Annotated in this window: 37 protein-coding genes and 1 tRNA gene; all 38 read left to right on the top strand. The window is 38.5% G+C overall.

The window, feature by feature from the left end; translation table 11 throughout:
- Positions 1–162: 162 nt before the first annotated feature.
- The 38 genes from J4O15_RS10425 to J4O15_RS10240 all read left to right on the top strand — a co-directional run bounded on the left by J4O15_RS10425 (position 163) and on the right by J4O15_RS10240 (position 21,579).
- Positions 163–696: a PadR family transcriptional regulator gene (locus tag J4O15_RS10425; protein ID WP_009220708.1), complete on the top strand. Its 534-nt coding sequence runs from the start codon at positions 163–165 to the stop codon at positions 694–696.
- A 15-nt stretch (positions 697–711) separates the two neighbouring features.
- Positions 712–2,418 carry an ABC-ATPase domain-containing protein gene (locus tag J4O15_RS10420; RefSeq protein WP_208100701.1) on the top strand — a complete coding sequence of 569 codons (1,707 nt, stop codon included), beginning with the start codon at positions 712–714 and terminating at the stop codon, positions 2,416–2,418.
- Between the two features lie 90 nt (positions 2,419–2,508).
- Positions 2,509–2,591: transfer RNA gene (locus tag J4O15_RS10415), tRNA-Leu, on the top strand.
- Between the two features lie 218 nt (positions 2,592–2,809).
- Complete coding sequence (locus tag J4O15_RS10410; RefSeq protein ID WP_208100700.1) at positions 2,810–3,109, top strand: PepSY domain-containing protein; 300 nt, start codon at positions 2,810–2,812, stop codon at positions 3,107–3,109.
- The gene (locus J4O15_RS10405; RefSeq protein ID WP_208100699.1) at positions 3,102–3,449 is read left to right on the top strand and encodes a PepSY domain-containing protein; all 348 of its coding nucleotides are present in this window, start codon (positions 3,102–3,104) and stop codon (positions 3,447–3,449) included. Before J4O15_RS10410 ends, J4O15_RS10405 begins: the two co-directional genes overlap by 8 nt.
- 235 nt (positions 3,450–3,684) lie before the next feature.
- Positions 3,685–4,860, top strand: a complete 1,176-nt coding sequence (locus J4O15_RS10400) for an NAD(P)-dependent malic enzyme (RefSeq protein ID WP_208100698.1) — start codon at positions 3,685–3,687, stop codon at positions 4,858–4,860.
- 9 nt (positions 4,861–4,869) lie between these two features.
- The gene (locus tag J4O15_RS10395; RefSeq protein WP_208100697.1) at positions 4,870–5,412 is read left to right on the top strand and encodes a folate family ECF transporter S component; all 543 of its coding nucleotides are present in this window, start codon (positions 4,870–4,872) and stop codon (positions 5,410–5,412) included.
- Positions 5,413–5,694: 282 nt separating this feature from the next.
- Positions 5,695–6,012 (top strand): 30S ribosomal protein S10, encoded by a 318-nt coding sequence (rpsJ, locus tag J4O15_RS10390; protein ID WP_007593367.1) that lies wholly within the window; start codon positions 5,695–5,697, stop codon positions 6,010–6,012.
- 77 nt (positions 6,013–6,089) lie between these two features.
- On the top strand, positions 6,090–6,767 hold the full coding sequence (gene rplC / locus J4O15_RS10385) for a 50S ribosomal protein L3 (RefSeq protein WP_009220715.1): 678 nt from the start codon (positions 6,090–6,092) through the stop codon (positions 6,765–6,767).
- A gap of 22 nt (positions 6,768–6,789) precedes the next feature.
- A complete protein-coding gene (gene rplD, locus J4O15_RS10380) occupies positions 6,790–7,410 on the top strand; it encodes a 50S ribosomal protein L4 (RefSeq protein WP_208100696.1) in 621 nt (206 codons plus the stop codon).
- Positions 7,410–7,709 (top strand): 50S ribosomal protein L23, encoded by a 300-nt coding sequence (gene rplW, locus J4O15_RS10375; protein ID WP_009220716.1) that lies wholly within the window; start codon positions 7,410–7,412, stop codon positions 7,707–7,709. The genes rplD and rplW overlap by 1 nt, the downstream gene beginning before the upstream one ends.
- Before the next feature lie 89 nt (positions 7,710–7,798).
- On the top strand, positions 7,799–8,644 hold the full coding sequence (rplB, locus tag J4O15_RS10370) for a 50S ribosomal protein L2 (RefSeq protein ID WP_009220717.1): 846 nt from the start codon (positions 7,799–7,801) through the stop codon (positions 8,642–8,644).
- A 17-nt stretch (positions 8,645–8,661) separates the two neighbouring features.
- Complete coding sequence (gene rpsS, locus J4O15_RS10365) at positions 8,662–8,940, top strand: 30S ribosomal protein S19 (RefSeq protein ID WP_009220718.1); 279 nt, start codon at positions 8,662–8,664, stop codon at positions 8,938–8,940.
- A gap of 26 nt (positions 8,941–8,966) precedes the next feature.
- The gene (gene rplV, locus J4O15_RS10360) at positions 8,967–9,353 is read left to right on the top strand and encodes a 50S ribosomal protein L22 (RefSeq protein WP_009220719.1); all 387 of its coding nucleotides are present in this window, start codon (positions 8,967–8,969) and stop codon (positions 9,351–9,353) included.
- A 14-nt stretch (positions 9,354–9,367) separates the two neighbouring features.
- On the top strand, positions 9,368–10,024 hold the full coding sequence (rpsC, locus tag J4O15_RS10355) for a 30S ribosomal protein S3 (protein ID WP_009220720.1): 657 nt from the start codon (positions 9,368–9,370) through the stop codon (positions 10,022–10,024).
- A 1-nt stretch (position 10,025) separates the two neighbouring features.
- Complete coding sequence (gene rplP, locus J4O15_RS10350; protein ID WP_007593351.1) at positions 10,026–10,463, top strand: 50S ribosomal protein L16; 438 nt, start codon at positions 10,026–10,028, stop codon at positions 10,461–10,463.
- On the top strand, positions 10,453–10,659 hold the full coding sequence (gene rpmC / locus J4O15_RS10345; protein ID WP_007593349.1) for a 50S ribosomal protein L29: 207 nt from the start codon (positions 10,453–10,455) through the stop codon (positions 10,657–10,659). The genes rplP and rpmC overlap by 11 nt, the downstream gene beginning before the upstream one ends.
- 18 nt (positions 10,660–10,677) lie before the next feature.
- Positions 10,678–10,932 (top strand): 30S ribosomal protein S17, encoded by a 255-nt coding sequence (rpsQ, locus tag J4O15_RS10340; protein WP_007593341.1) that lies wholly within the window; start codon positions 10,678–10,680, stop codon positions 10,930–10,932.
- A 24-nt stretch (positions 10,933–10,956) separates the two neighbouring features.
- Entirely contained in the window at positions 10,957–11,325 is a 369-nt protein-coding gene (rplN, locus tag J4O15_RS10335; protein WP_007593340.1) for a 50S ribosomal protein L14, read from the top strand.
- An 11-nt stretch (positions 11,326–11,336) separates the two neighbouring features.
- On the top strand, positions 11,337–11,642 hold the full coding sequence (gene rplX / locus J4O15_RS10330; RefSeq protein ID WP_208100695.1) for a 50S ribosomal protein L24: 306 nt from the start codon (positions 11,337–11,339) through the stop codon (positions 11,640–11,642).
- A gap of 17 nt (positions 11,643–11,659) precedes the next feature.
- The gene (gene rplE / locus J4O15_RS10325; protein ID WP_007593338.1) at positions 11,660–12,199 is read left to right on the top strand and encodes a 50S ribosomal protein L5; all 540 of its coding nucleotides are present in this window, start codon (positions 11,660–11,662) and stop codon (positions 12,197–12,199) included.
- Between the two features lie 17 nt (positions 12,200–12,216).
- A complete protein-coding gene (locus J4O15_RS10320; protein WP_007593336.1) occupies positions 12,217–12,402 on the top strand; it encodes a type Z 30S ribosomal protein S14 in 186 nt (61 codons plus the stop codon).
- 236 nt (positions 12,403–12,638) lie between these two features.
- Positions 12,639–13,040 (top strand): 30S ribosomal protein S8, encoded by a 402-nt coding sequence (rpsH, locus tag J4O15_RS10315; protein ID WP_009220723.1) that lies wholly within the window; start codon positions 12,639–12,641, stop codon positions 13,038–13,040.
- 371 nt (positions 13,041–13,411) lie between these two features.
- On the top strand, positions 13,412–13,954 hold the full coding sequence (gene rplF / locus J4O15_RS10310; RefSeq protein WP_009220724.1) for a 50S ribosomal protein L6: 543 nt from the start codon (positions 13,412–13,414) through the stop codon (positions 13,952–13,954).
- A 15-nt stretch (positions 13,955–13,969) separates the two neighbouring features.
- Positions 13,970–14,338 (top strand): 50S ribosomal protein L18, encoded by a 369-nt coding sequence (gene rplR, locus J4O15_RS10305; RefSeq protein WP_009220725.1) that lies wholly within the window; start codon positions 13,970–13,972, stop codon positions 14,336–14,338.
- A 17-nt stretch (positions 14,339–14,355) separates the two neighbouring features.
- Positions 14,356–14,865, top strand: coding sequence for a 30S ribosomal protein S5 (gene rpsE / locus J4O15_RS10300; RefSeq protein WP_009220726.1), 510 nt, complete (start codon positions 14,356–14,358; stop codon positions 14,863–14,865).
- A 12-nt stretch (positions 14,866–14,877) separates the two neighbouring features.
- Positions 14,878–15,057, top strand: a complete 180-nt coding sequence (gene rpmD, locus J4O15_RS10295; RefSeq protein ID WP_009220727.1) for a 50S ribosomal protein L30 — start codon at positions 14,878–14,880, stop codon at positions 15,055–15,057.
- Positions 15,058–15,073: 16 nt separating this feature from the next.
- A complete protein-coding gene (gene rplO / locus J4O15_RS10290; protein WP_009220728.1) occupies positions 15,074–15,514 on the top strand; it encodes a 50S ribosomal protein L15 in 441 nt (146 codons plus the stop codon).
- Positions 15,514–16,830 (top strand): preprotein translocase subunit SecY, encoded by a 1,317-nt coding sequence (gene secY / locus J4O15_RS10285; RefSeq protein WP_009220729.1) that lies wholly within the window; start codon positions 15,514–15,516, stop codon positions 16,828–16,830. The genes rplO and secY overlap by 1 nt, the downstream gene beginning before the upstream one ends.
- A 77-nt stretch (positions 16,831–16,907) precedes the next feature.
- A complete protein-coding gene (locus J4O15_RS10280; RefSeq protein ID WP_208100694.1) occupies positions 16,908–17,549 on the top strand; it encodes an adenylate kinase in 642 nt (213 codons plus the stop codon).
- Positions 17,550–17,564: 15 nt separating this feature from the next.
- Positions 17,565–18,323 carry a type I methionyl aminopeptidase gene (map, locus tag J4O15_RS10275; RefSeq protein WP_009220731.1) on the top strand — a complete coding sequence of 253 codons (759 nt, stop codon included), beginning with the start codon at positions 17,565–17,567 and terminating at the stop codon, positions 18,321–18,323.
- Positions 18,320–18,595, top strand: coding sequence for a hypothetical protein (locus tag J4O15_RS10270; protein WP_009220732.1), 276 nt, complete (start codon positions 18,320–18,322; stop codon positions 18,593–18,595). The genes map and J4O15_RS10270 overlap by 4 nt, the downstream gene beginning before the upstream one ends.
- On the top strand, positions 18,574–18,792 hold the full coding sequence (infA, locus tag J4O15_RS10265; protein WP_007593317.1) for a translation initiation factor IF-1: 219 nt from the start codon (positions 18,574–18,576) through the stop codon (positions 18,790–18,792). Before J4O15_RS10270 ends, infA begins: the two co-directional genes overlap by 22 nt.
- A gap of 79 nt (positions 18,793–18,871) precedes the next feature.
- Positions 18,872–18,985, top strand: coding sequence for a 50S ribosomal protein L36 (rpmJ, locus tag J4O15_RS10260; protein ID WP_003497809.1), 114 nt, complete (start codon positions 18,872–18,874; stop codon positions 18,983–18,985).
- A 30-nt stretch (positions 18,986–19,015) separates the two neighbouring features.
- On the top strand, positions 19,016–19,384 hold the full coding sequence (gene rpsM / locus J4O15_RS10255) for a 30S ribosomal protein S13 (protein ID WP_009220733.1): 369 nt from the start codon (positions 19,016–19,018) through the stop codon (positions 19,382–19,384).
- A gap of 96 nt (positions 19,385–19,480) precedes the next feature.
- Complete coding sequence (gene rpsK / locus J4O15_RS10250) at positions 19,481–19,879, top strand: 30S ribosomal protein S11 (RefSeq protein WP_007593313.1); 399 nt, start codon at positions 19,481–19,483, stop codon at positions 19,877–19,879.
- Positions 19,880–19,894: 15 nt separating this feature from the next.
- Positions 19,895–20,488: a 30S ribosomal protein S4 gene (gene rpsD / locus J4O15_RS10245; RefSeq protein WP_009220734.1), complete on the top strand. Its 594-nt coding sequence runs from the start codon at positions 19,895–19,897 to the stop codon at positions 20,486–20,488.
- Between the two features lie 137 nt (positions 20,489–20,625).
- Complete coding sequence (locus J4O15_RS10240) at positions 20,626–21,579, top strand: DNA-directed RNA polymerase subunit alpha (RefSeq protein WP_009220735.1); 954 nt, start codon at positions 20,626–20,628, stop codon at positions 21,577–21,579.
- Positions 21,580–21,643 lie beyond the last annotated feature (64 nt).

Here is a 21,643-nt window from a genome sequence, read left to right as displayed (position 1 = left end):
AAAAAGCTGTAACTTCTTAAATATAAATAAAATATTAGAGCTATTATGGATTTGGATTAGTGAAAAATTCATAATAGCTTTTTTAATATGTAGAAGTGTTATATATTGACATATAAAAATATTCGTTGTATTATATTCAATGTTGAATATGGAGGTAGTTTTGTGATACGGTTATTGGTGCTTTGGTTACTGGATAACGAACCTATGTCAGGTTATGATATAAAGCAGATGTTACAAACAATGGATGCAAAAAGATGGGGAGGAGTGCTTATAGGTTCTATTTATTATGCTTTAAAAAAGCTTGAAAAGAACGGGTATATCTGTGTAACGGATATGGAACAGGCACAATACAGACCGAGAGTAACTTATAGTATTACTCAAAAAGGAAAAAAATATTTGAGAACATTAATTTATGATTCTTTGACGGAGTTTTCTCTTTCCTATCCGTCATCTTTATATGCCGGGATATCATTATGTGATAAGTTGACATCCGATGAGGTTTATACCGCTTTGGAAAGCCAACTTAAAAGGCTTGATATTGAATATGAATCTGTTATGAAAGGCTGGAAAGAAAAGTGTGAAGCAATGAATAATGATGTTGCGCCTATGGTAAAGTTGGTTTTTGATAATATGTTCGCAATAATTAGGCAACAGCAGGATTTTATAAAAAAAGTATTAAAATGTTTGGAAACATGATATGGAGGTATACATTTGAAAAGTAGACAGGAACTGGAGCAATTATTATTTTCAATAAACGGTCAGGGATATGGTGCATATAAATCTATAAAGGGGGAGTATAACTTTGGGAAATATATTCTTTCCATTGACCATGTACAAGTTGACCCGTATGCACCGCCGTCAAAAGTGCGTATTATTATGAACAGGAAAGTAACAGGTATACCTGATGAACTACTTGATTCAAAAAGTAAAATTATTGTCGTTTCGGATTTTTTAACAAGAGAGTTTTATAAAAAAGCTGAAATTTACAGTCAGAAAATAAATGCTACAGGTGGTAGCGGTATGATTGTAATTGACAGATGCGGACAGGAGATGTTGGAGAGAACTTCCGTTTTGATTAAGGATAACAGAGTTGAGGTGAGATTTGAGATAGGGCTTCCGGCAGCCGGTAGACGCGTTTTAGGAAAAGAAGCCCATCGGATTTTCTCACAAACTCTTGTAAAAATTGTAGATGCAGCATTACTGTATGAAAATATTGATCATAATGAATTGAAAAAACAAATTTCTTTAATGATTGACCAAGAGTATATAAGGGAAGAATTAAAGCGAAGAAATTTGGTTGCATTTGTTGCCAACGGTTCTGTTTTGCCGCGTGAGAGCGGTGTTTCAGATAAGCCTTTGCGTGACGGTATTCCTTTTCAGAGTCCAAAAAGTTTTGAAACAGATATGGATCTTCCAAGCGGAAAGCATATATCCGGGATGGGAATTGAAAAGGGAATTACATTGATTGTAGGTGGAGGCTATCATGGTAAGTCAACACTGTTGAAAGCACTTGAGCGCGGAGTATACAATCATATTTTAGGTGACGGGCGTGAAATGGTGATTACATGTTTTGATGCAGTCAAGATTCGTGCAGAGGATGGAAGAAATGTCGAAAAAGTAAATATAAGTGCTTTTATAAATAATCTGCCGGGAAATAAGGATACACATTTATTTTCTACGGAAAATGCCAGTGGAAGTACATCACAGGCGACAAATGTAATGGAGGCTTTAGAATCCGGAACTTCACTTATCTTGATTGATGAAGATACCTCCGCTACAAATTTTATGATATGTGACGGTCGTATGCAAAAGTTGATTGCAAGACAAAAAGAGCCTATAACACCTTTTATTGATAAAGTAAAACCTTTGTACAAAGATTTGGGAGTTTCCACCATACTCATAGTGGGAGGTTGTGGAGATTACTTTGATGTTGCTGACAGAGTTATAATGATGGATGAGTATGTTCCAAAGGATGTCACCGACAGAGCAAAGGAAATAGCGTCTACTGACGGATATAAAAGAGAATTTTTATCAGATAATATTTTTGGTAAAGTAACACATCGTGTTCCTTTGAAAACAGGATTCTCTTTGTCAGGTAAAGAAGATCGCCTGAAAGCCAAAGGCAAATACAGTATTTTGTATGGATGGAACAATATAGATATTTCAGGTCTGGAGCAGCTTGTTGATGAAAGTCAGACAAATTGTATCGCCGTTATGATCGGGTTTTTAAAGAACAAAGTGATTGATGAAAAGAAGACAATTGAACAGTCACTGGATCAGATGTACAGACATATTGAAAAATCAGGATTGGATTCTATATCACCATATACAGGTCATCCGGGCAATCTTGCGATGCCGAGAAAACAGGAAGTTTTTGCGGCTATCAGCAGATATAGAGGGTTGGTTGTAAAAGGATAAACACTAACTTATATTTATGCCTAATCGCCTGACCGGTACAAAAACCGCTTGCAAATATCCTGCTGTTATGCTAATATTGTCAGGTAGTGAGCCGGTGTGGCGGAATGGCAGACGCGACAGACTCAAAATCTGTTATTCGAAAGGGTGTGCGAGTTCGAGTCTCGCCACCGGCATTTAGCTGTATGAGATTTCATACAGCTTTTTTGTTGCTATGATATTCTATGTATTGAAAATACAGCCTTTTAAAATATTTTTCAAAAAACTTTTTTCTTCTAATGTTATTTTAATGTTTATATATTATCCTAATTACAAGTGCAAAGGAGATAAGAAATAAACATTGTTTAAAGAATGCACCGTAAGTTAAACAGGTTAAGAAAGGAAGTAATCAGTTATGAAGAAAATAGCATTAAAGGCGGCAGTATTTGCAGCAACATTATCAACAACAGGAGTATTTGCATTAACATCATTCGCGGCAAGTCCAAGAATCAGCCGGGCTCGTGCAAAGGAGATTGCAGTAGCTCAGGCAGTACTTCCTGCATCAAGCGTAAGATTTACAAAGGTAAAGCTTGATTATGAGAAGGGAAGATACGAGTACGAGATCGAATTCCGCTACAACGGATATGAGTACGATGTAGAGCTTGATGCCAATACAGGTGCTGTATTAGATTATGATGTGGAGTATGATGATTAATAAAAAACATTATGTGATTTTGGCAGCAGGACTTTTGTCAGCGGGAGCTTTGTCAGCCTGTGGAAGCGGCAAAGCGACAAGTGCATCACAGAGTACGGCTTCAAGTTTGATACCTCAATCATCCGGTAAAGAAATAGGAGAGGAAGCTGCTAAGAAAATTGCCCTTGAAAGAGCGGGAGTTGATGAGGCTTCAGTTACATTTATTCTGACTAATTTGGATATGGATGACGGTAGACTCGAATATGATGTGGAGTTTTACAGTGATAAAACTGAATATGAGATAAGTGTAGATGATTATACAGGTGATATCACAGAATTTTCCGGTGAAACATATCGCTAAAGCGGCTGTATAAAAATAAATACGGAACGGATTTTAAATGTCCGAATAAGCGTTATTGCTTTTTTTATCAAATATCCGGGCGGGTTGATTATCAACCCGCCTTTTCTATGTGGAAAAGTATTTTTTTTTATGCTAGAATACATCAAAGAATTTTATGAGTTTAAAGAATACAGTGTGAGAGATAATTTCAATACTGTTGATGTCGCATTTAAGATGCGGCGGAATGGAGACTAATATGGATTATAGTAAAGAAGCTTTAAAATTGCATGAGGCAAATGGCGGAAAGGTTTCTGTTGTAAGCAAAATAAAAATAAATTCAAGAGATGATTTGAGTACCGCATATACACCGGGAGTGGCAGCTCCCTGTAAAGAGATAGCAAGTAATCCGGAAAATGTGTGGAAGTATACAGCCAAGAAAAATCTGGTAGCGGTAGTATCGGACGGTACAGCGGTGCTGGGACTTGGAGATATCGGAGCCAAGGCTGCAATGCCTGTAATGGAGGGTAAGGCAATACTTTTTAAGGAGTTTGGCGATGTGGATGCATTTCCTGTATGTCTTGATACTAAGGATACGGAGGAAATCATAAAGACTGTAAAAAATATCGCACCATGTTTTGGAGGAATAAATCTTGAGGATATAGCTTCACCGAAATGCTTTGAAATAGAAGAGAGGCTTGAAAAAGAACTTGAGATACCTATATTTCATGACGATCAACATGGTACTGCAATAGTGGTTACGGCGGCACTTATCAATGCACTTAAACTTGTAGATAAGAAGATGGATGAGATAAAGGTGGTGCTTAACGGACCGGGTAGTGCAGGTACGGCTATTATAAAGATGCTTTTGGAATCGGGAGTAAAAGATATAACAGCCTGTGATGAATACGGAATTTTATACAAGGAGAGGGCTGAGGGGATAAAGGATCATAAAAAATGGCTTTGCACTGTAACAAACCTTAATGATATGAGAGGAAACCTTGCCGATGCGCTTGTAGGAGCTGATGTATTTATAGGAGTATCTGTAGCAAATATACTGACAAAGGATATGATAAAGACTATGGCGGATAAGCCGATAGTCTTTGCTATGGCAAATCCGAATCCTGAAATACCCTATGATGATGCTGTTGAAGCGGGAGTGGCTGTAATGGGTACAGGCAGAAGTGACAGACCTAATCAGATAAATAATGTACTTGCCTTCCCGGGGATATTCAGGGGAGCATTGGATGCACATGCAAGGGATATAAATTATACTATGAAAAAGGCTGCGGCAAGGGCAATTGCAGAGTATATAAAATCGGAGGATTTGAATCCTGAAAATATAATACCTTCCGCACTTGATAAAAATATAGCAAAAGCGGTAGCAAGGGCTGTAGAAGAGGCTGCCATAGAGAGCGGTTGCAATAGAAAGTAGGTTATAAAGATGATAAATATTAAGGAGATATTTTTGTTCTCATATAATGAGTTGAAAAAAGTAAAAACAATTACGACGGTGGCAATGTTTGTTGCACTTTCAATTATACTCGGAGCTTTCACCGTTCCGATCGGTAATTTTTTAAAGATCGGGTTTTCTTCACTGACTACTGTGGGTATAGGTTTTTTGTTTGGACCTATAGTAGGAAGTATATTCGGAGCAATTACGGATATTGTAAAATATATGCTCAAGCCGACAGGACCTTTCTTTCCGGGATTTACATTTAATGCAATTATTGCAGGTATTATGTATGGAAGCATTTTATATAAGAAGCCTGTTTCAATAAAAAGAATTTTGATAGCTGAAATACTGGTAAGTTTTATTTGTAATATTTTACTTGGAACACTTTGGCTAAACATATTATATGGAAAAGCTTTTTTTGCAATTCTGCCTATGAGAGCAATCAAAAACATTGTATTACTGCCGATAAACAGCTTTATGGCATTTGTTATTTTAAAGTTTTTGGAGCAGTATAAACAGAGCTTGAAATAGCTTGAAATAGTTTAAAATTTTTTAAAAAAGTGCTTGCATTCGTTTTTTTAATATGATATCCTAGTATGGCTGTGACATTGATAGCTATGAAGCATAGGTTGCCGTTTATCGGGTTTTATGTGGAGCGAAGGTCATGTTGCAAAAACTGGCGACAAGTCACTGTACAAACAGCATCTCATATTGAGTAATTTCGTGGGTTTATTTTTATGACACGCACGGAAGAGTGTACAGTCACCGCTTGTCAATTTCTTTTATAAGATTGAAAAGGAGGCGGCTTTTTTTATGGCAAATCAGGTAATGAGAATCACATTAAAAGCTTATGATCATCAATTGGTTGACAGCTGTGCTGCAAGAATTGTTGATACTGTAAAGAAGACAGGAGCAGCTGTTTCAGGACCTGTTCCACTACCAACAAAGAAGGAAGTGGTTACTATCCTTAGAGCTGTACATAAGTACAAAGACTCTCGTGAGCAGTTCGAGCAGAGAACTCACAAGAGACTGATTGATGTCATTGCACCATCACAGAAGACTGTTGATGCACTTTCCAGATTGGAAATGCCTGCAGGTGTAAATATAGACATCAAAATGAAGAGTAGATAATCCGCTAAATGGCGTTAATCCTGCTCTAGGATGAGCATGAGAGTGCTCCGCTGTAGATTAAATCAGGAGGTATATTAATGAAGAAGGCAATACTTGCTAGAAAAGTCGGTATGACACAGATTTTCGATGAGAACGGTGTGTTAATACCTGTAACAGTTCTTCTTGCAGGACCATGTGTTGTTACACAGGTTAAGACAGAGGAGAATGACGGATATAATTCAGTTCAGGTTGCATATGGACAGATCCGTACAAAATTGGTTAACAAGGCTAAGGCAGGACATCTTGCTAAGGCCGGAATTGAAAAAGTTGTAGTAGAAAACGGCGATAAGAAGAGAGAAATCTTCACAGCAGGAAGATTCATCAGAGAGTTTAAATTTGAGAATGCATCCGAGTATGCTCCAAAGGCTGAAATCAAAGCTGACATATTTGCTGCAGGTGATAAGATTGATGCAACAGCTATCTCAAAGGGTAAAGGTTTTCAGGGTGCTATCAAGCGTCATGGACAGTCAAGAGGACCTATGAGCCATGGTTCAAAGTTCCATCGTCATCAGGGTTCAAACGGTTCATCTTCAGATCCGAGCCATGTATTTAAGGGCAAAGGAATGCCCGGACATATGGGTGCTAAGAGAGTGACCACACAGAATCTTGAGATCGTAAGAGTTGATGCTGACAAGAATCTTATCCTTGTAAAGGGTTCAATGCCGGGTTCAAAGAAAGCTTTAATAACATTAAAAGAGACTGTTAAGAAAAAATAACTAACAGAAAGGAGGAACACAAATGGCTAATATATCAGTATTCAATATTGAAGGAAAAGAAGTAGGTAGTATAGAATTAAACGATGCTGTGTTCGGAGTTAATGTTAACGAGCATTTAGTTCATATGGCAGTTGTTGCACAGTTGGCAAACAAGCGTCAGGGAACACAAAAGGCAAAGACCCGTTCCGAAGTTAGTGGCGGTGGAAGAAAGCCTTGGAAGCAAAAAGGTACAGGACATGCGCGTCAGGGTTCAACCAGATCACCACAGTGGAAGGGTGGCGGTGTTGTATTTGCACCTACTCCAAGAGACTATACAATCAATTTAAATAAAAAAGAGAAGAGAATTGCTCTTAAGAGTGCTCTTACAAGCAGAGTTCTTGAGAACAAGTTCATCGTTGTTGATGATTTCGCAATGTCAGAGATCAAGACAAAGAAGATGCAGCAGACTTTGAATAACTTAAATGTTAAGAAGGCGCTTGTTGTATGTGCTGAGAATGAGAAGAACACTGTACTTTCTGTAAGAAATATATATGGTGTTAAGGCTGCTTCACCTAAGACTATCAATGTATATGATATCTTAAAGTACAATACGGTAATAGCTTCAAAGGACGCTGTTAAAACTATAGAGGAGGTATATGCGTAATGGCAAATATTCAATACTATGATGTAATACTTAAGCCGGTTATTACAGAAAAAAGCATGCTTGGCATGACTGATAAGAAATATACTTTCCTTGTGCATCCGGATTCAAACAAGACAATGATTAAAGAAGCTGTTGAGAAGATGTTTGACGGCGTTAAGGTTTCAAAAGTAAATACTATGAACCAGGATGGAAAGACAAAGAGAAGAGGAATGACAATCGGTAAGACTGCAAAAGTTAAGAAGGCTATTGTATGGCTTACAGAGGATAGCAAAGAAATCGAGTTGTTCCAGGGCTTATAAGCAACGGATGTTGCTTTCCCGAAGTGAATCGGGATATATTATACGGCATCCTGCCGTGATAAAGTGCGTAGCACAAGAAGGAGACAAAAATGGGAATAAAGAAATATAGTCCATATACACCGTCCAGAAGAAATATGACAGGTTTGGACTTTAGTGTAATCACAAAGAGCACTCCTGAGAAGTCATTATTGGCACCAATAAAGAAGAATTCAGGAAGAAACAATCAAGGTAAGATAACAGTAAGACATCGTGGTGGCGGTGCAAAGAGAAAGTACAGAATCATCGACTTTAAGAGAAACTCTAAAGACGGAGTTCCTGCTAAGGTTGTTGCTATAGAGTATGATCCGAACAGAACAGCCAATATTGCACTTATATCATATGTTGACGGTGCAAAGGCTTATATACTTGCTCCTGAAGGACTTCAGGTTGGAACAACAATCGTAAGCGGATCAGGTGCAGAGGCAAGAGTAGGAAACTGCTTACCGCTTGCAGAGATTCCTGTAGGTGCGCAGATTCATAATATAGAGCTTTATCCGGGTAAGGGCGGACAGCTTGTTCGTTCAGCGGGTAATGTTGCACAGCTTATGGCTAAAGAAGGAAAGTATGCAACTCTTCGTCTTCCATCAGGTGAGATGAGAATGGTACCTATCATTTGCAGAGCTACAATCGGCGTAGTGGGAAATGGTGAGCATTCACTTGTTAAGCTTGGTAAGGCGGGAAGAAAGCGTCACATGGGTATAAGACCTACAGTTCGTGGTTCCGTTATGAACCCTAATGACCATCCACACGGTGGTGGTGAAGGTAAAACCGGAATCGGTCGTCCGGGTCCATCTACTCCTTGGGGCAAGCCGGCTCTTGGTCTTAAGACTAGAAACAAGAAGAAACAGTCTAATAAGTTAATTATAAGAAGAAGAGATGGTAAGGCCACTAACTAATAAAGGAGGAAAGATAAATGTCACGTTCACTTAAAAAAGGACCATTTGCAGATGCAAGTTTATTAAAGAAAGTTGATGCAATGAACAAGGCCGGCGACAAGAGTGTTATTAAAACATGGTCACGCCGTTCTACAATCTTCCCACAGATGGTAGGCCATACTATTGCTGTTCATGACGGAAGAAAGCATGTTCCGGTATATATTACCGAGGATATGGTAGGACATAAGCTTGGTGAGTTCGTTGCTACAAGAACTTATAAAGGACATAAAGCTGACGATAAGAAAGCTTCAAGATAAGAGAGGGTTGAAAGGAGGTTTTTTAAATGGCAAAAGGACATAGATCCCAGATTAAAAGAGAAAGAAATGCAGTTAAGGACACCAGACCATCAGCTAAGCTCTCATATGCCAGAGTACCTGTTCAAAAAGCATGTTTCGTGCTTGATGCGATCAGAGGAAAGAATGTTGATGAGGCTTTGGGTATTCTTATGTATAGCCCAAGATATGCGTCAAGTGTTATCAAGAAATTGGTAGAGTCGGCAGTTGCTAATGCTGAGAACAATAATAATTTAGATCCATCTAAATTATATATTGCAGAATGTTATGCAAGTGACGGCCCTATAATGAAGAGAATTAAGCCAAGAGCACAGGGTAGAGCTTATCGTATCGAGAAGAGAATGAGCCATATCACAGTGGTCTTAGATGAAAGATAGGAGGAGACGCGAAGATGGGACAGAAAGTTAATCCACATGGACTTAGAGTCGGTGTTATAAAAGACTGGAGCTCCAGATGGTACGCTGATAAGGATTTCGCTGATTGTTTAGTAGAAGACTACAATATCAGAAAGTTCCTAAAGAACAAACTTTATTCAGCAAGCGTATCAGATATTGAAATAGAGCGTGCTTCAGACAGAGTTAGAATAATACTTCATACTGCAAGACCGGGTGTTGTTATCGGAAAGCAGGGTGCTGAAGTTGAGAAATTAAAGAAGGAAGTATCAAAGTTTACAGATAAGAAAGTATTCATTGATATCAAAGAAATCAAGAGACCGGACAGAGATGCTCAACTTGTAGCTGAAAGTATCGCTACACAGCTTGAGAACCGTATTTCATTCCGTAGAGCAATGAAGTCAACAATGTCAAGAAGTATGAAGGCAGGAGTACTTGGTATTAAGGCAAGCTGCTCAGGACGTCTTGGCGGTGCCGACATGGCTCGTACAGAGTTCTATTCAGAGGGTACAATTCCTCTTCAGACATTAAGAGCTGACATTCAGTATGGTTTTGCTGAGGCAAACACAACATACGGTAAAGTTGGTGTTAAGGTTTGGATATATACCGGTGAGGTGCTTCCTCAAAGAAAAACACAGGAAGGGAGCGTAAAATAATATGTTAATGCCTAAGAGAGTAAAGCGTAGAAAACAGTTTAGAGGTTCTATGGCCGGAAAGGCCTTAAGAGGCAATAAGATCACTTATGGTGAGTATGGTTTAGTATCCCTTGATCCTTGTTGGATAAAGTCAAACCAGATAGAGGCTGCCAGAGTTGCTATGACTCGTTATATCAAGCGTGGCGGTAAAGTTTGGATAAAGATTTTCCCTGATAAGCCTGTTACAGCAAAACCTGCTGAGACTCGAATGGGTTCAGGTAAGGGATCTACAGAATATTGGGTAGCTGTTGTAAAGCCCGGTCGTGTATTATTTGAGATCGCAGGCGTACCTGAAGAGGTTGCCAGAGAGGCTCTTCGTCTTGCAATGCATAAGCTTCCTTGCAGATGTAAGATAGTTTCAAAGGCTGATTTGGAAGGCGGTGAAGCAAGTGAAAACTAAGAATTATGTAAACGAATTAAAGTCAAAAAGCTTAGAACAGTTAAATGAGGAATTGGTTTCCGCAAAGAAGGAACTTTTCAACCTTAGATTCCAAAATGCAACCAGCCAGTTGGATAACACTTCAAGAATTAAGGAAGTTCGTAGAAACATTGCCAGAATTCAGACAGTTATCACTGAGAATGCAAAATTGGCATAAAGATAAAGGAGATAAACCGTGGAGAGAAATCTTAGAAAAACCCGTATCGGCAAGGTTGTTAGCGATAAGATGGATAAGACAATCACTGTTGCAATCGAAGACCATGTAAAGCATCCACTTTATGGCAAGATTGTAAAGAAGACTGTTAAGTTCAAGGCACATGATGAAAAGAATGAATGTAACATTGGCGATACTGTAAAGATTATGGAAACAAGACCTCTTTCAAAAGATAAGAGATGGAGACTTGTACAGATAATTGAGAAGGCAAAATAATTTAGGTAGGAAGGAGTATCCGGCATGATTCAGCAGGAAACAAGATTGAAGGTAGCCGATAACACCGGAGCAAAGGAATTGCTTACAATTCGTGTTATGGGTGGTTCAACTAGAAGATATGCTCATATCGGCGATATAATCGTCGCTACCGTTAAAGATGCAACACCAGGCGGTGTTGTAAAGAAAGGTGATGTTGTTAAGGCTGTTGTAGTAAGATCAGTCAATAGCACACGCCGTAAAGACGGTTCATACATCAGATTCGATGAAAACGCAGCAGTTATAATCAAGGATGACAAGACTCCAAGAGGTACTCGTATCTTTGGACCGGTTGCAAGAGAACTTCGTGAGAAGCATTTCATGAAGATTGTATCTCTCGCACCTGAAGTATTATAAGGAGGTCTAGCGTGCATAAAATCAAAAGAGACGATATGGTTAAGATCATATCCGGCAAAGATAAAGGCAAGACAGGTAAAGTATTAAAGGTTGATACTAAGAAGAACAGAGTAGTAGTTGAAGGCTGTAATATGATTACAAAGCATACAAAACCAAGTATGGCTAACCAAAACGGTGGAATCGTAAATACAGAGGGAACTATTGATATATCAAATGTAATGCTAGTTGTTGATGGTAAGGCTACAAGAGTCGGTTTTGAAGTAAAAGACGGCAAAAAAGTTCGTGTAGCTAAGAAGACCGGCAAGGCTATCGAATAATTGGAAAGGAGGAAAACATGACAAGATTAAGGGAAACATATGAGAACGAAATCGTTGCAAAGATGATTGAGAAGTTTGGCTATAAGAATCCTATGCAGGTACCGAAGCTTGATAAGATCGTTATCAACATGGCTGTCGGTGAAGCAAAAGATAATGCAAAAGTATTAGATGCTGCAGTTAGAGATCTTGAAATTATCTCCGGACAAAAGGCGGTAGTTACAAAGGCAAAGAAATCAGTTGCTAACTTTAAACTTAGAGAGGGTATGCCTATAGGTTGTAAGGTAACTCTTCGTGGTTCAAAGATGTATGAGTTTGCTGACAGACTTATAAATCTTGCTCTTCCAAGAGTGCGTGACTTTAGAGGTGTAAATCCTAATGCATTTGACGGTAGAGGAAATTATGCTCTTGGAGTTAAGGAACAGCTTATCTTCCCTGAGATAGAGTATGATAAGATTGATAAGGTGCGTGGTATGGATGTTATATTCGTTACTACAGCAAACACAGATGAAGAAGCTAGAGAACTTTTGACATTATTCAATATGCCATTTTTCAAATAATTTAGGAGGAAGATTTCATGGCAAAGACTTCAATGAAGATTAAGCAGGCCAGACCGGCAAAATTCTCTACAAGAGAATATAGCAGATGCAAAATCTGTGGTCGTCCACATGCTTATCTTAAAAAGTATGGTATCTGTAGAATTTGCTTCCGTGAGTTGGCTTATAAAGGTCAAATTCCAGGAGTTAAGAAAGCAAGCTGGTAGGCATTGAACACTTAACGAACGCAAGCAAAGCGAAGCGTGAGTTTAGTGTGAAAGCCCGTCCCGAGCCTTAGTGAAAACGAGCGAAGCGAAGTTTGAACTTAGTCGAGTGGACGCCACCCGGCACATGCATGTATGCTAATGTCGAGTGGACGCAGTGATGCTACAAAATATTTAACCAAAGCAAAGTAAAAAGTAGTAATCAGATACATTTAAAATAAACAGGAGGAAAAAATTCCATGACAATGAGCGATCCAATTGCAGATATGCTTACCAGAATAAGAAATGCAAATACTGCAAAACATGACTCAGTTGATATTCCTTCCTCAAAGATGAAAATAGCAATAGCTAACATACTTGTAGAAGAAGGTTATGTAGAGAAGTACGAACTTGTTGACAATGGTAACTTCAAGGATATCAGAATATTCTTAAAGTATACAGCTAACAAGAGCGAGAGAATAATAAGTGGATTGAAGAGAATTTCAAAGCCGGGTCTGCGTATATATGCAAACAGAGAAGAGCTTCCAAGAGTGCTTGGCGGTCTTGGAACAGCTATTATTTCAACAAATAATGGAGTTATAACAGACAAAGAAGCAAGAAAGCTTAATGTAGGTGGAGAAGTATTAGCTTTTGTTTGGTAGGCACCCTGTACTTAATGAGCGCAAGCGAAGCGTAGCGCGAATTTAGTACGAAAGCCCGTCCCGAGACATTGAACACTTAGTGAACACGCAGTGTGAACTTAGTGTGAAAGTCGTTCGCGACACTCAGCGAAAACGTAGTTTGAGCGCTAGTGGAGTCGAACCCACCCGGCGCATATATGTATGCTAATGTCGAGTGGACGCCACCCGGCACATATACGTATGCTAATGTCGAGTGGATACAACAAATATAATTAAGTTTCAACTCTAATAGCAGTAGTCATAAAGAAATATTTCTTTGATGGCTGCCTATTAGATATAAAACCTGAAAACATGAGCTGAGAGCTCACGATAAATTTAAGGAGGAAGACGGCATGTCACGAATTGGAAGAATGCCTATCGCAATTCCGGCAGGAGTAACTGTTACAATTGCAGAAAATAATCATGTGACTGTAAAAGGTCCTAAGGGTACACTTGAGAGAGCATTACCTGTAGAAATGACTATTAAGCAGGAAGGTGATGACATTGTAGTAACCAGACCAAATGATTTAAAGAAAAATAAAGCATTACATGGTCTCACAAGAACTCTTATAAACAACATGGTAGTAGGTGTAACCGCAGGCTATGAGAAGATACTTGAAGTAAACGGTGTTGGTTACAGAGCAGCAAAGCAGGGTAATAAACTTGTGCTTTCACTTGGATATTCACATCCGGTAGAGATGGAAGATCCTGAGGGAGTTACATCTGTTCTTGATGGACAGAACATCATAAAGATACAGGGTATCGACAAGGAAAAAGTCGGACAGTATGCTGCTGAAATAAGAAGCAAGAGAAAGCCTGAGCCATATAAGGGCAAGGGTATCAAATACTCTACTGAAGTTATCAGACGTAAAGTCGGTAAGACCGGTAAGAAATAATAGGAGGGTAAGTAAATGGTTAGCAAAAAATCAAAAAGCGATCTTAGACTTAAGAAGCATTATAGATTACGTAATCGTCTCAGCGGAACAACTGAGAGACCACGCCTTGCTGTATTTAGAAGCAACAACCATATGTACGCTCAGATTATTGACGACACAGTGGGAAATACAGTAGTAAGTGCATCAACACTTGAAAAGGGTGCAAGAGCAGAGCTTTCAAAGACAAATGATGTAGATGCTGCAGCATATGTTGGAACTCTTATTGCAAAGAGAGCACTTGAGAAGGGTATAGACAAGGTTGTATTTGATAGAGGCGGATTTATCTATCAAGGTAAGATTGCTGCATTGGCAGAGGCTGCCCGTGAAGCAGGATTACAATTCTAATAGGAGGAGAAACATACATGAAGAGACAAATCATCGATCCAAGCAAATTGGAGTTAAATGACAGAGTCGTAAATATCAAGCGTGTATCCAAAACCGTAAAGGGTGGACGTACAATGAAGTTTTCTGCTCTTGTTGTTGTAGGTGACGGAAATGGTCATGTCGGTATCGGTCTTGGAAAGGCAGGAGAGGTACCTGAGGCTATCCGTAAGGGAAAAGAAGCTGCAACTAAGGCATTAGTTGAGGTTAGAATAGATGAGAATTTCAGTGTACCACATGATTACACCGGAAAATTCGGAAGCGCGAGTGTGCTTTTAAAGAGAGCACCTGAAGGTACAGGTATCATCGCAGGTGGTCCGGCTCGTGCGGTATTAGAGCTTGCAGGATATAAGAATATTCGTTCAAAATCTTTAGGTTCTAATAATAAGACAAATGTATGTCTTGCTACACTTGCAGGTTTAGCAGCACTTAAGACTCCTGAGGAGATTGCAAAACTCCGTGGAAAGTCAGTAGAAGAAATATTAGCATAATAGGAGGGAAATATGGCAAAGTTAAAAATTACATTGGTTAAATCCCCTATCGGTGCTATTCCAAAGCAGAAAGCAACTGTAGAGGCGCTTGGTTTAAGAAAATTAAACAAGACAGTGGAGATGCCGGACAATGCAGCTATAAGAGGCATGATTTGGCATGTAAGACATCTTGTAAAAGTTGAAGAAGTCTAAAGAAGGAGGTGTAGTTATGGATTTATCTAATTTACAGCCTGCATTAGGCTCAAAGCATAGTGATAATTTCAGACGCGGCCGTGGACATGGTTCAGGTAACGGAAAGACTGCCGGTAAAGGTCATAAAGGTCAGAAGGCTCGTTCAGGTGCAACAAGACCGGGATTTGAAGGTGGTCAGATGCCGTTATACAGACGTATCCCTAAGAGAGGATTTACAAATCGTAATTCTAAGGATATCGTAGCTGTAAATATATCTGTTCTTGATCGTCTTGAGGACGGTAGTGATGTTACTCCTGATACATTGGTAGCAGCAGGGATTATCAAAAATACAAGAGATGGAGTTAAACTCTTAGGAAACGGCACACTTACAAAGAAGTTCAACATCAAGTATATTGCTGTAAGTGAGAGTGCAAAAGCTAAGATTGAAGCCGCAGGCGGAACTTGTGAGGTGATCTGATGCTCACAACACTCCGAAATGCATTTAAAGTAAAAGATGTACGAAAGAAACTTCTGTACACATTTATAATGCTGGTAATTATTCGCTTCGGCAGTAACTTACCTATACCGGGTGTAAATACAACTTTTTTTAAAGATTTTTTTGCAAAGCAATCAGGTGATGCATTTGGATTTTTCAATGCTATCACCGGTGGCTCATTTGAAAGTTTGAGTGTGCTTGCACTGAGCATCACTCCATATATTACAAGTTCTATTATAATCCAGCTTTTAACAATAGCGATTCCGGCACTTGAGGAATTGCAGCAGGATGGTGAAGACGGTAGAAAAAAGATAGTTGAATATACAAGATATTTGACTATCGCACTGGCCCTACTACAGTCTTCAGCAATGGCAATAGGATTTGGAAAGCAAAATCTTTTAATTCATTATAGTTTAAAGAGTGTAATTGTAACTGTAGTTACGATGACAGCAGGTAGTGCATTTTTAATGTGGATTGGAGAAAGAATTACAGAGAAGGGTATTGGAAACGGTATTTCAATTGTTCTTCTTTTAAATATTCTTTCGTCATTACCAAGTGACTTTAGCAATCTTTATGAAAGATTCTTAAAGAATCAGACAGTAGCCAGAATGGTAGTGGCTGCAGCTATTATAATAGCTTTTATAATAGTGATGGTTATATTTACCATAATATTACAGGATGCCGAAAGAAGGATACCTGTACAGTATTCGTCAAAAATGCAGGGTAGAAGAAGTGTAGGCGGAACATCATCTCATATTCCGCTTAAAGTAAATACCGCAGGTGTTATTCCTGTAATTTTCGCTTCTTCATTATTCTCAACACCTATAGTTATTGGTCAGTTCTTGCAAATAAACAACGGCTCAATAATAGGTGAGATATTGACATATATGAATTCATCAATGTGGTTTAGACCGGAAGCACCGAAGTATTCTATCGGACTTATAGTTTATATCATTTTGATTATCTTATTTGCTTATTTTTATACATCAATTACTTTTAACCCGCTTGAGGTAGCTAATAATATGAAAAAATCAGGTGGATTTATTCCGGGAATCAGACCGGGTAAACCGACCAGCGATTATTTCTCAAAGATTTTAAGCTATATTATAATTATAGGTGCAACAGGACTTATAATCGTTTGTATCATACCTATAATAATTTCAGGATTGTTCAATATCAGTAGACTTTCATTTACCGGAACATCCCTGATAATCATTGTCGGTGTAGTCTTAGAGACAATAAAAGCAATTGAATCACAAATGCTTGTAAGAAATTACAGAGGATTCTTATTAGACTAAGTATCTTACGAAAAACCACTGGGGGATATTCTTCAGGGGTTTTTCGTGGTTACTAGTGAAAATTGGGGAGATACGCCATGAAGATTATTATGTTAGGTGCGCCGGGTGCCGGCAAAGGTACACAGGCGAAGAGAATTGCAAAAAAATATGATATACCGCATATATCCACAGGTGATATATTCAGAGCAAATATAAAAGAAAAAACAGAACTTGGGAATAAGGCAAAAGAGTATATGGACAGAGGAGAGCTCGTTCCTGATGATATTACAATAGGAATGCTCCTTGACAGGATACATAAAGATGACTGCAAGAACGGATTTGTACTTGACGGTTTCCCAAGAACCATCCCGCAGGCACAGTCTTTAACAAAGGCATTGTCAGAACTCGGTGAAAGGATAGATTATGCTGTAAATATAGATGTTCCGGATGAGTCAATCATTACAAGAATGAGCGGAAGAAGAGCATGCTTAAGTTGCGGAGCTACATATCATATAGTATATTCGGCACCGAAAGCAAAGGATGTATGTGATACCTGCGGCAATGAGCTTGTTATCAGAGATGATGATAAGCCGGAAACAGTAAAGAAAAGACTTGAGATATATCATGATCAGACACAGCCTTTGATTGATTATTATAAAAATGAGAAAATACTGGCAAGTGTAGACGGAACAAAGGATATGGAAGAGGTATTCATAGATATCATTTCAGTTTTGAAATAGATTGTGAGGATGAAAATGGCAGTAACAATAAAGTCTGACAGAGAAATACAATTGATGAGAGAAGCCGGTATAATACTGGCAAAGACTCATGAAGAGTTGGAAAAGGCATTACATGCAGGTATGACCACATATGAGGTGAACAAACTCGGAGATGAAATAATCAGATCCTTCGGATGTGTTCCTTCATTTTTAAACTATAACGGCTATCCTGCTTCAATATGTGTGTCTGTAAATGAAGAGGTTGTGCATGGTATTCCGTCAAAGAAAAGAATTTTAAAAGACGGTGATGTTGTGAGTCTAGACGCGGGTGTTATCTGGAAAGGATATCATTCGGATGCTGCCAGAACCCATATAATAGGCGAAGGAAGCGAAAAGGCAAAGGAACTCGTAAAAGTAACAAGAGAATGCTTTTTTGAGGGAATAAAGTATGCAATTGCAGGTAATCATTTAAATGATATTTGCAAAGCAATAGGAAATTATGCAAAACAAAGGGGCTATGGTGTAGTAAGAGATCTGGTAGGACATGGTATCGGTACACATCTTCATGAGGATCCGGAAGTTCCAAACTTTGATATTAAAAGAAAAGGAATAAAATTGCAGCCGGGAATGACTCTTGCTATAGAGCCTATGATTACAGCCGGAAGGGATGAAGTGGTATGGCTTGATGATGACTGGACAGTGGTTACTGATGATAATTCGCTGGCGGCACATTATGAAAATACTATTTTAATAACGGAAGGTGAGCCTGAGATTCTTTCTTTAAGAAAATTATGATAAATATAGGCGATATTGTAATATCAATAATGGGACATGACAGAGGAGAATACTATTTGGTTTTGGACTGCGATAATGATTTTGTTTATCTGGCAGACGGAAGACTAAAGACTGTCAACAAGCCAAAAAAGAAAAATAAAAAGCATATCAGCAGGCTTGGTAAATGTGATGAATTTATTGATATAAAAAATAGTGGTGATAACTTTAACGATGCTAAGTTAAAATATCTCTTAAAAAATTGGAGGAATAGATGTCTAAATCAGACGTTATAGAGATTGAAGGAACAGTTGTTGAGAAGTTACCTAATGCAATGTTTCAGGTAGAACTTGAAAACGGACATCAGGTATTGGCACATATCAGCGGCAAGCTCAGAATGAATTATATAAGAATCTTGCCGGGTGATAAAGTTACTATCGAATTATCTCCATATGATTTGACAAAAGGACGAATCATTTGGCGTGATAAATAAAATAAGACCTTGCATATTATAGTGGTTAATGCTATAATGTTATGGCGTCTTTATTAGTAGCGATGAAAGGAGAGTTACAATGAAGGTCAGATCTTCAGTGAAACCGATTTGCGAAAAATGCAAAATTATTAAAAGAAAAGGTTCCATCAGAGTAATTTGTGAGAACCCAAAGCACAAGCAGAGACAAGGTTGATCTGCATAGGAATAAGGAGGAAGTAGGTAAATGGCTCGTATAGCAGGCGTTGATTTACCAAGAGAAAAGCGTGTTGAAATTGGTTTGACATATATCTATGGTATAGGTCTTACAAGTTCAAAGCGTATCTTGAAAGAAGCTGGTGTAAATCCTGATACAAGAGTAAAGGATCTTACAGACGATGAAGTAAAAGAGTTGGCACAGGTTATTTCTGACAGTCAAATGGTAGAGGGTGATCTTAGAAGAGAGATCGCTATGAATATCAAGAGATTACAGGAAATAGGTTGTTATCGTGGCATTCGTCATAGAAAAAATCTTCCGGTTCGTGGACAGAAAACTAAGACAAATGCAAGAACTCGTAAGGGTCCGAGAAAGACAGTAGCAAACAAGAAGAAATAATAGATAACATAATCTGTTTATTTTTTCGAAAAGTAATTTTCGCTGTATGTTTTAAAAACAGGAGCGTAGTAAAGTTTAAAAAGGTAGGTTAGTTTAATGGCAAAGAATGCGTCCACCAAGAAGGTGACAAAAAAGCGCGTAAAGAAAAACGTTGAACGCGGACAGGCACATATTCAGTCATCATTTAACAATACAATTGTTACATTAACTGATACCCAGGGTAATGCAATATCATGGGCAAGTGCCGGTGGTCTAGGATTTAGAGGTTCAAAGAAATCTACTCCATATGCGGCATCTATGGCTGCAGAAACTGCTGCAAAGGCAGCTTTAGTACATGGACTTAAGTATGTAGATGTTATGGTAAAAGGACCCGGTTCAGGAAGAGAGGCAGCTATTCGTGCGTTGGCTGCATGTGGAATAGAAGTAACAAGTATCAAGGATGTAACTCCGGTACCACATAATGGATGTCGTCCACCAAAACGCAGAAGAGTCTAATAGGAGGTACTAAAAGTGGCAATTAATAGAGTTCCCGTTCTTAAAAGATGCAGATCTCTTGGTCTTGAGCCAGGTTTTCTGGGAATAGATAAAAAATCTAATAGAGATACAAAAAGAGCAAACCGTAAGCTCAGTGAGTATGGTTTGCAGCTTAGAGAAAAGCAAAAAGCAAAGTTCATTTACGGTGTATTGGAGAAACCGTTCAGAAACTATTATGCTAAGGCTGAGAGAATGAAAGGTCAGGTTGGTGAAAACCTTATGGTTCTCTTAGAGAGAAGACTTGACAATGTGGTTTTCCGTATGGGACTTGGCAGAACAAGAAAAGAAACAAGACAGATTGTTGATCACAAGCATGTTTTGGTAAATGGTAAGTGTGTAAATATTCCATCTTATCTTGTAAAAGCAGGAGATGTTATAGAGATTAAAGAAAAGGCAAGATCATCTGCAAGGTATAAGGAAGTTGTAGAGTCAACAGCCGGAAGAATCGTACCGGCATGGATTGATGCAGATCTTGAAAACTTAAAAGGTACTGTAAAGAGCCTCCCTACAAGAGAAGAAATTGATGTTCCTGTAGATGAACTTCTTATCGTTGAGTTGTACTCTAAGTAATAGGAATCTTAACAGCTGATACATATAATCGTATCAGCTGATTTGCTAATAATAGAAATATTTATAGCATGGAAGTATTAACCGGGACTCACTGTATGTGAGTTTCAGATATAGTTTATCTAAAAGGAGGGACATTCGTGTTTGATTTTGAAAAACCCAATATTGAGATTGCAGAGATTTCCGAGGATAAGAAGTTCGGTAGATTCATATGTGAACCACTGGAGAGAGGTTATGGAACAACTTTAGGTAATTCCCTAAGAAGAATCATGCTCTCATCCCTCCCAGGATCGGCTGTCAGTCAGGTTAAGATTGACGGTGTGTTACATGAATTTTCTTCTATACCGGGAGTAAAAGAAGATGTGACCGAGATCATAATGAATGTAAAAAGCCTGGCAATCAGAAACACATCAAATGATGATGAACCTAAGGTTGCTTATATCGATTTTGATGGTGAGGGAGTTATCACTGCAGAAGATATTCAATGTGATCCAAGTATAGAAATCATTAATAAAGACCAGGTTATTGCGACTGTTTCAGAAGGAAAGTTCTATATGGAGCTTACAATAACAAATGGTAGAGGTTATGTAAGTTCTGATAAGAATAAGGGAGAGGATACTCCGATAGGTGTGATAGCTATTGATTCTATCTATACTCCTGTAGAGAGAGTAAATCTTCTTGTAGAGAATACCCGTGTAGGTCAGATGACAGATTTTGATAAGCTGACACTGGATGTTACTACAAACGGTACATTGGAACCTGATGAAGCGGTAAGTTTAGCTGCTAAAGTTTTGAGCGAGCATTTGAATCTTTTTATAGATTTATCTGATAACGCTAAAACTATTGATGTAATGATAGAAAAAGAAGAGGATGACAAGGAAAAAGTTCTGGAGATGAATATAGATGAACTTGAGTTGTCGGTTAGATCCTATAACTGCTTAAAGAGAGCAGGAATCAATACAGTTGAAGAATTGTGTTCACGCACCTCGGATGATATGATGAAGGTCAGAAATCTGGGTAGAAAATCATTAGAAGAAGTTCTTCAAAAGCTCGAGGAGCTTGGACTTCGACTTCGTGAAAGCGAAGAAGCATAAAAAAGAATAATAGACATATATAGTAAGTCCAATGTTTGCATATATATGTTCCCAATGGAGGAGT

The sequence above is a fragment of the Lachnoanaerobaculum sp. Marseille-Q4761 genome (assembly GCF_017565785.1).
In the GTDB taxonomy this organism is placed as follows: domain Bacteria; phylum Bacillota; class Clostridia; order Lachnospirales; family Lachnospiraceae; genus Lachnoanaerobaculum.
This window is presented reverse-complemented; position numbering and strand designations above follow the sequence as displayed.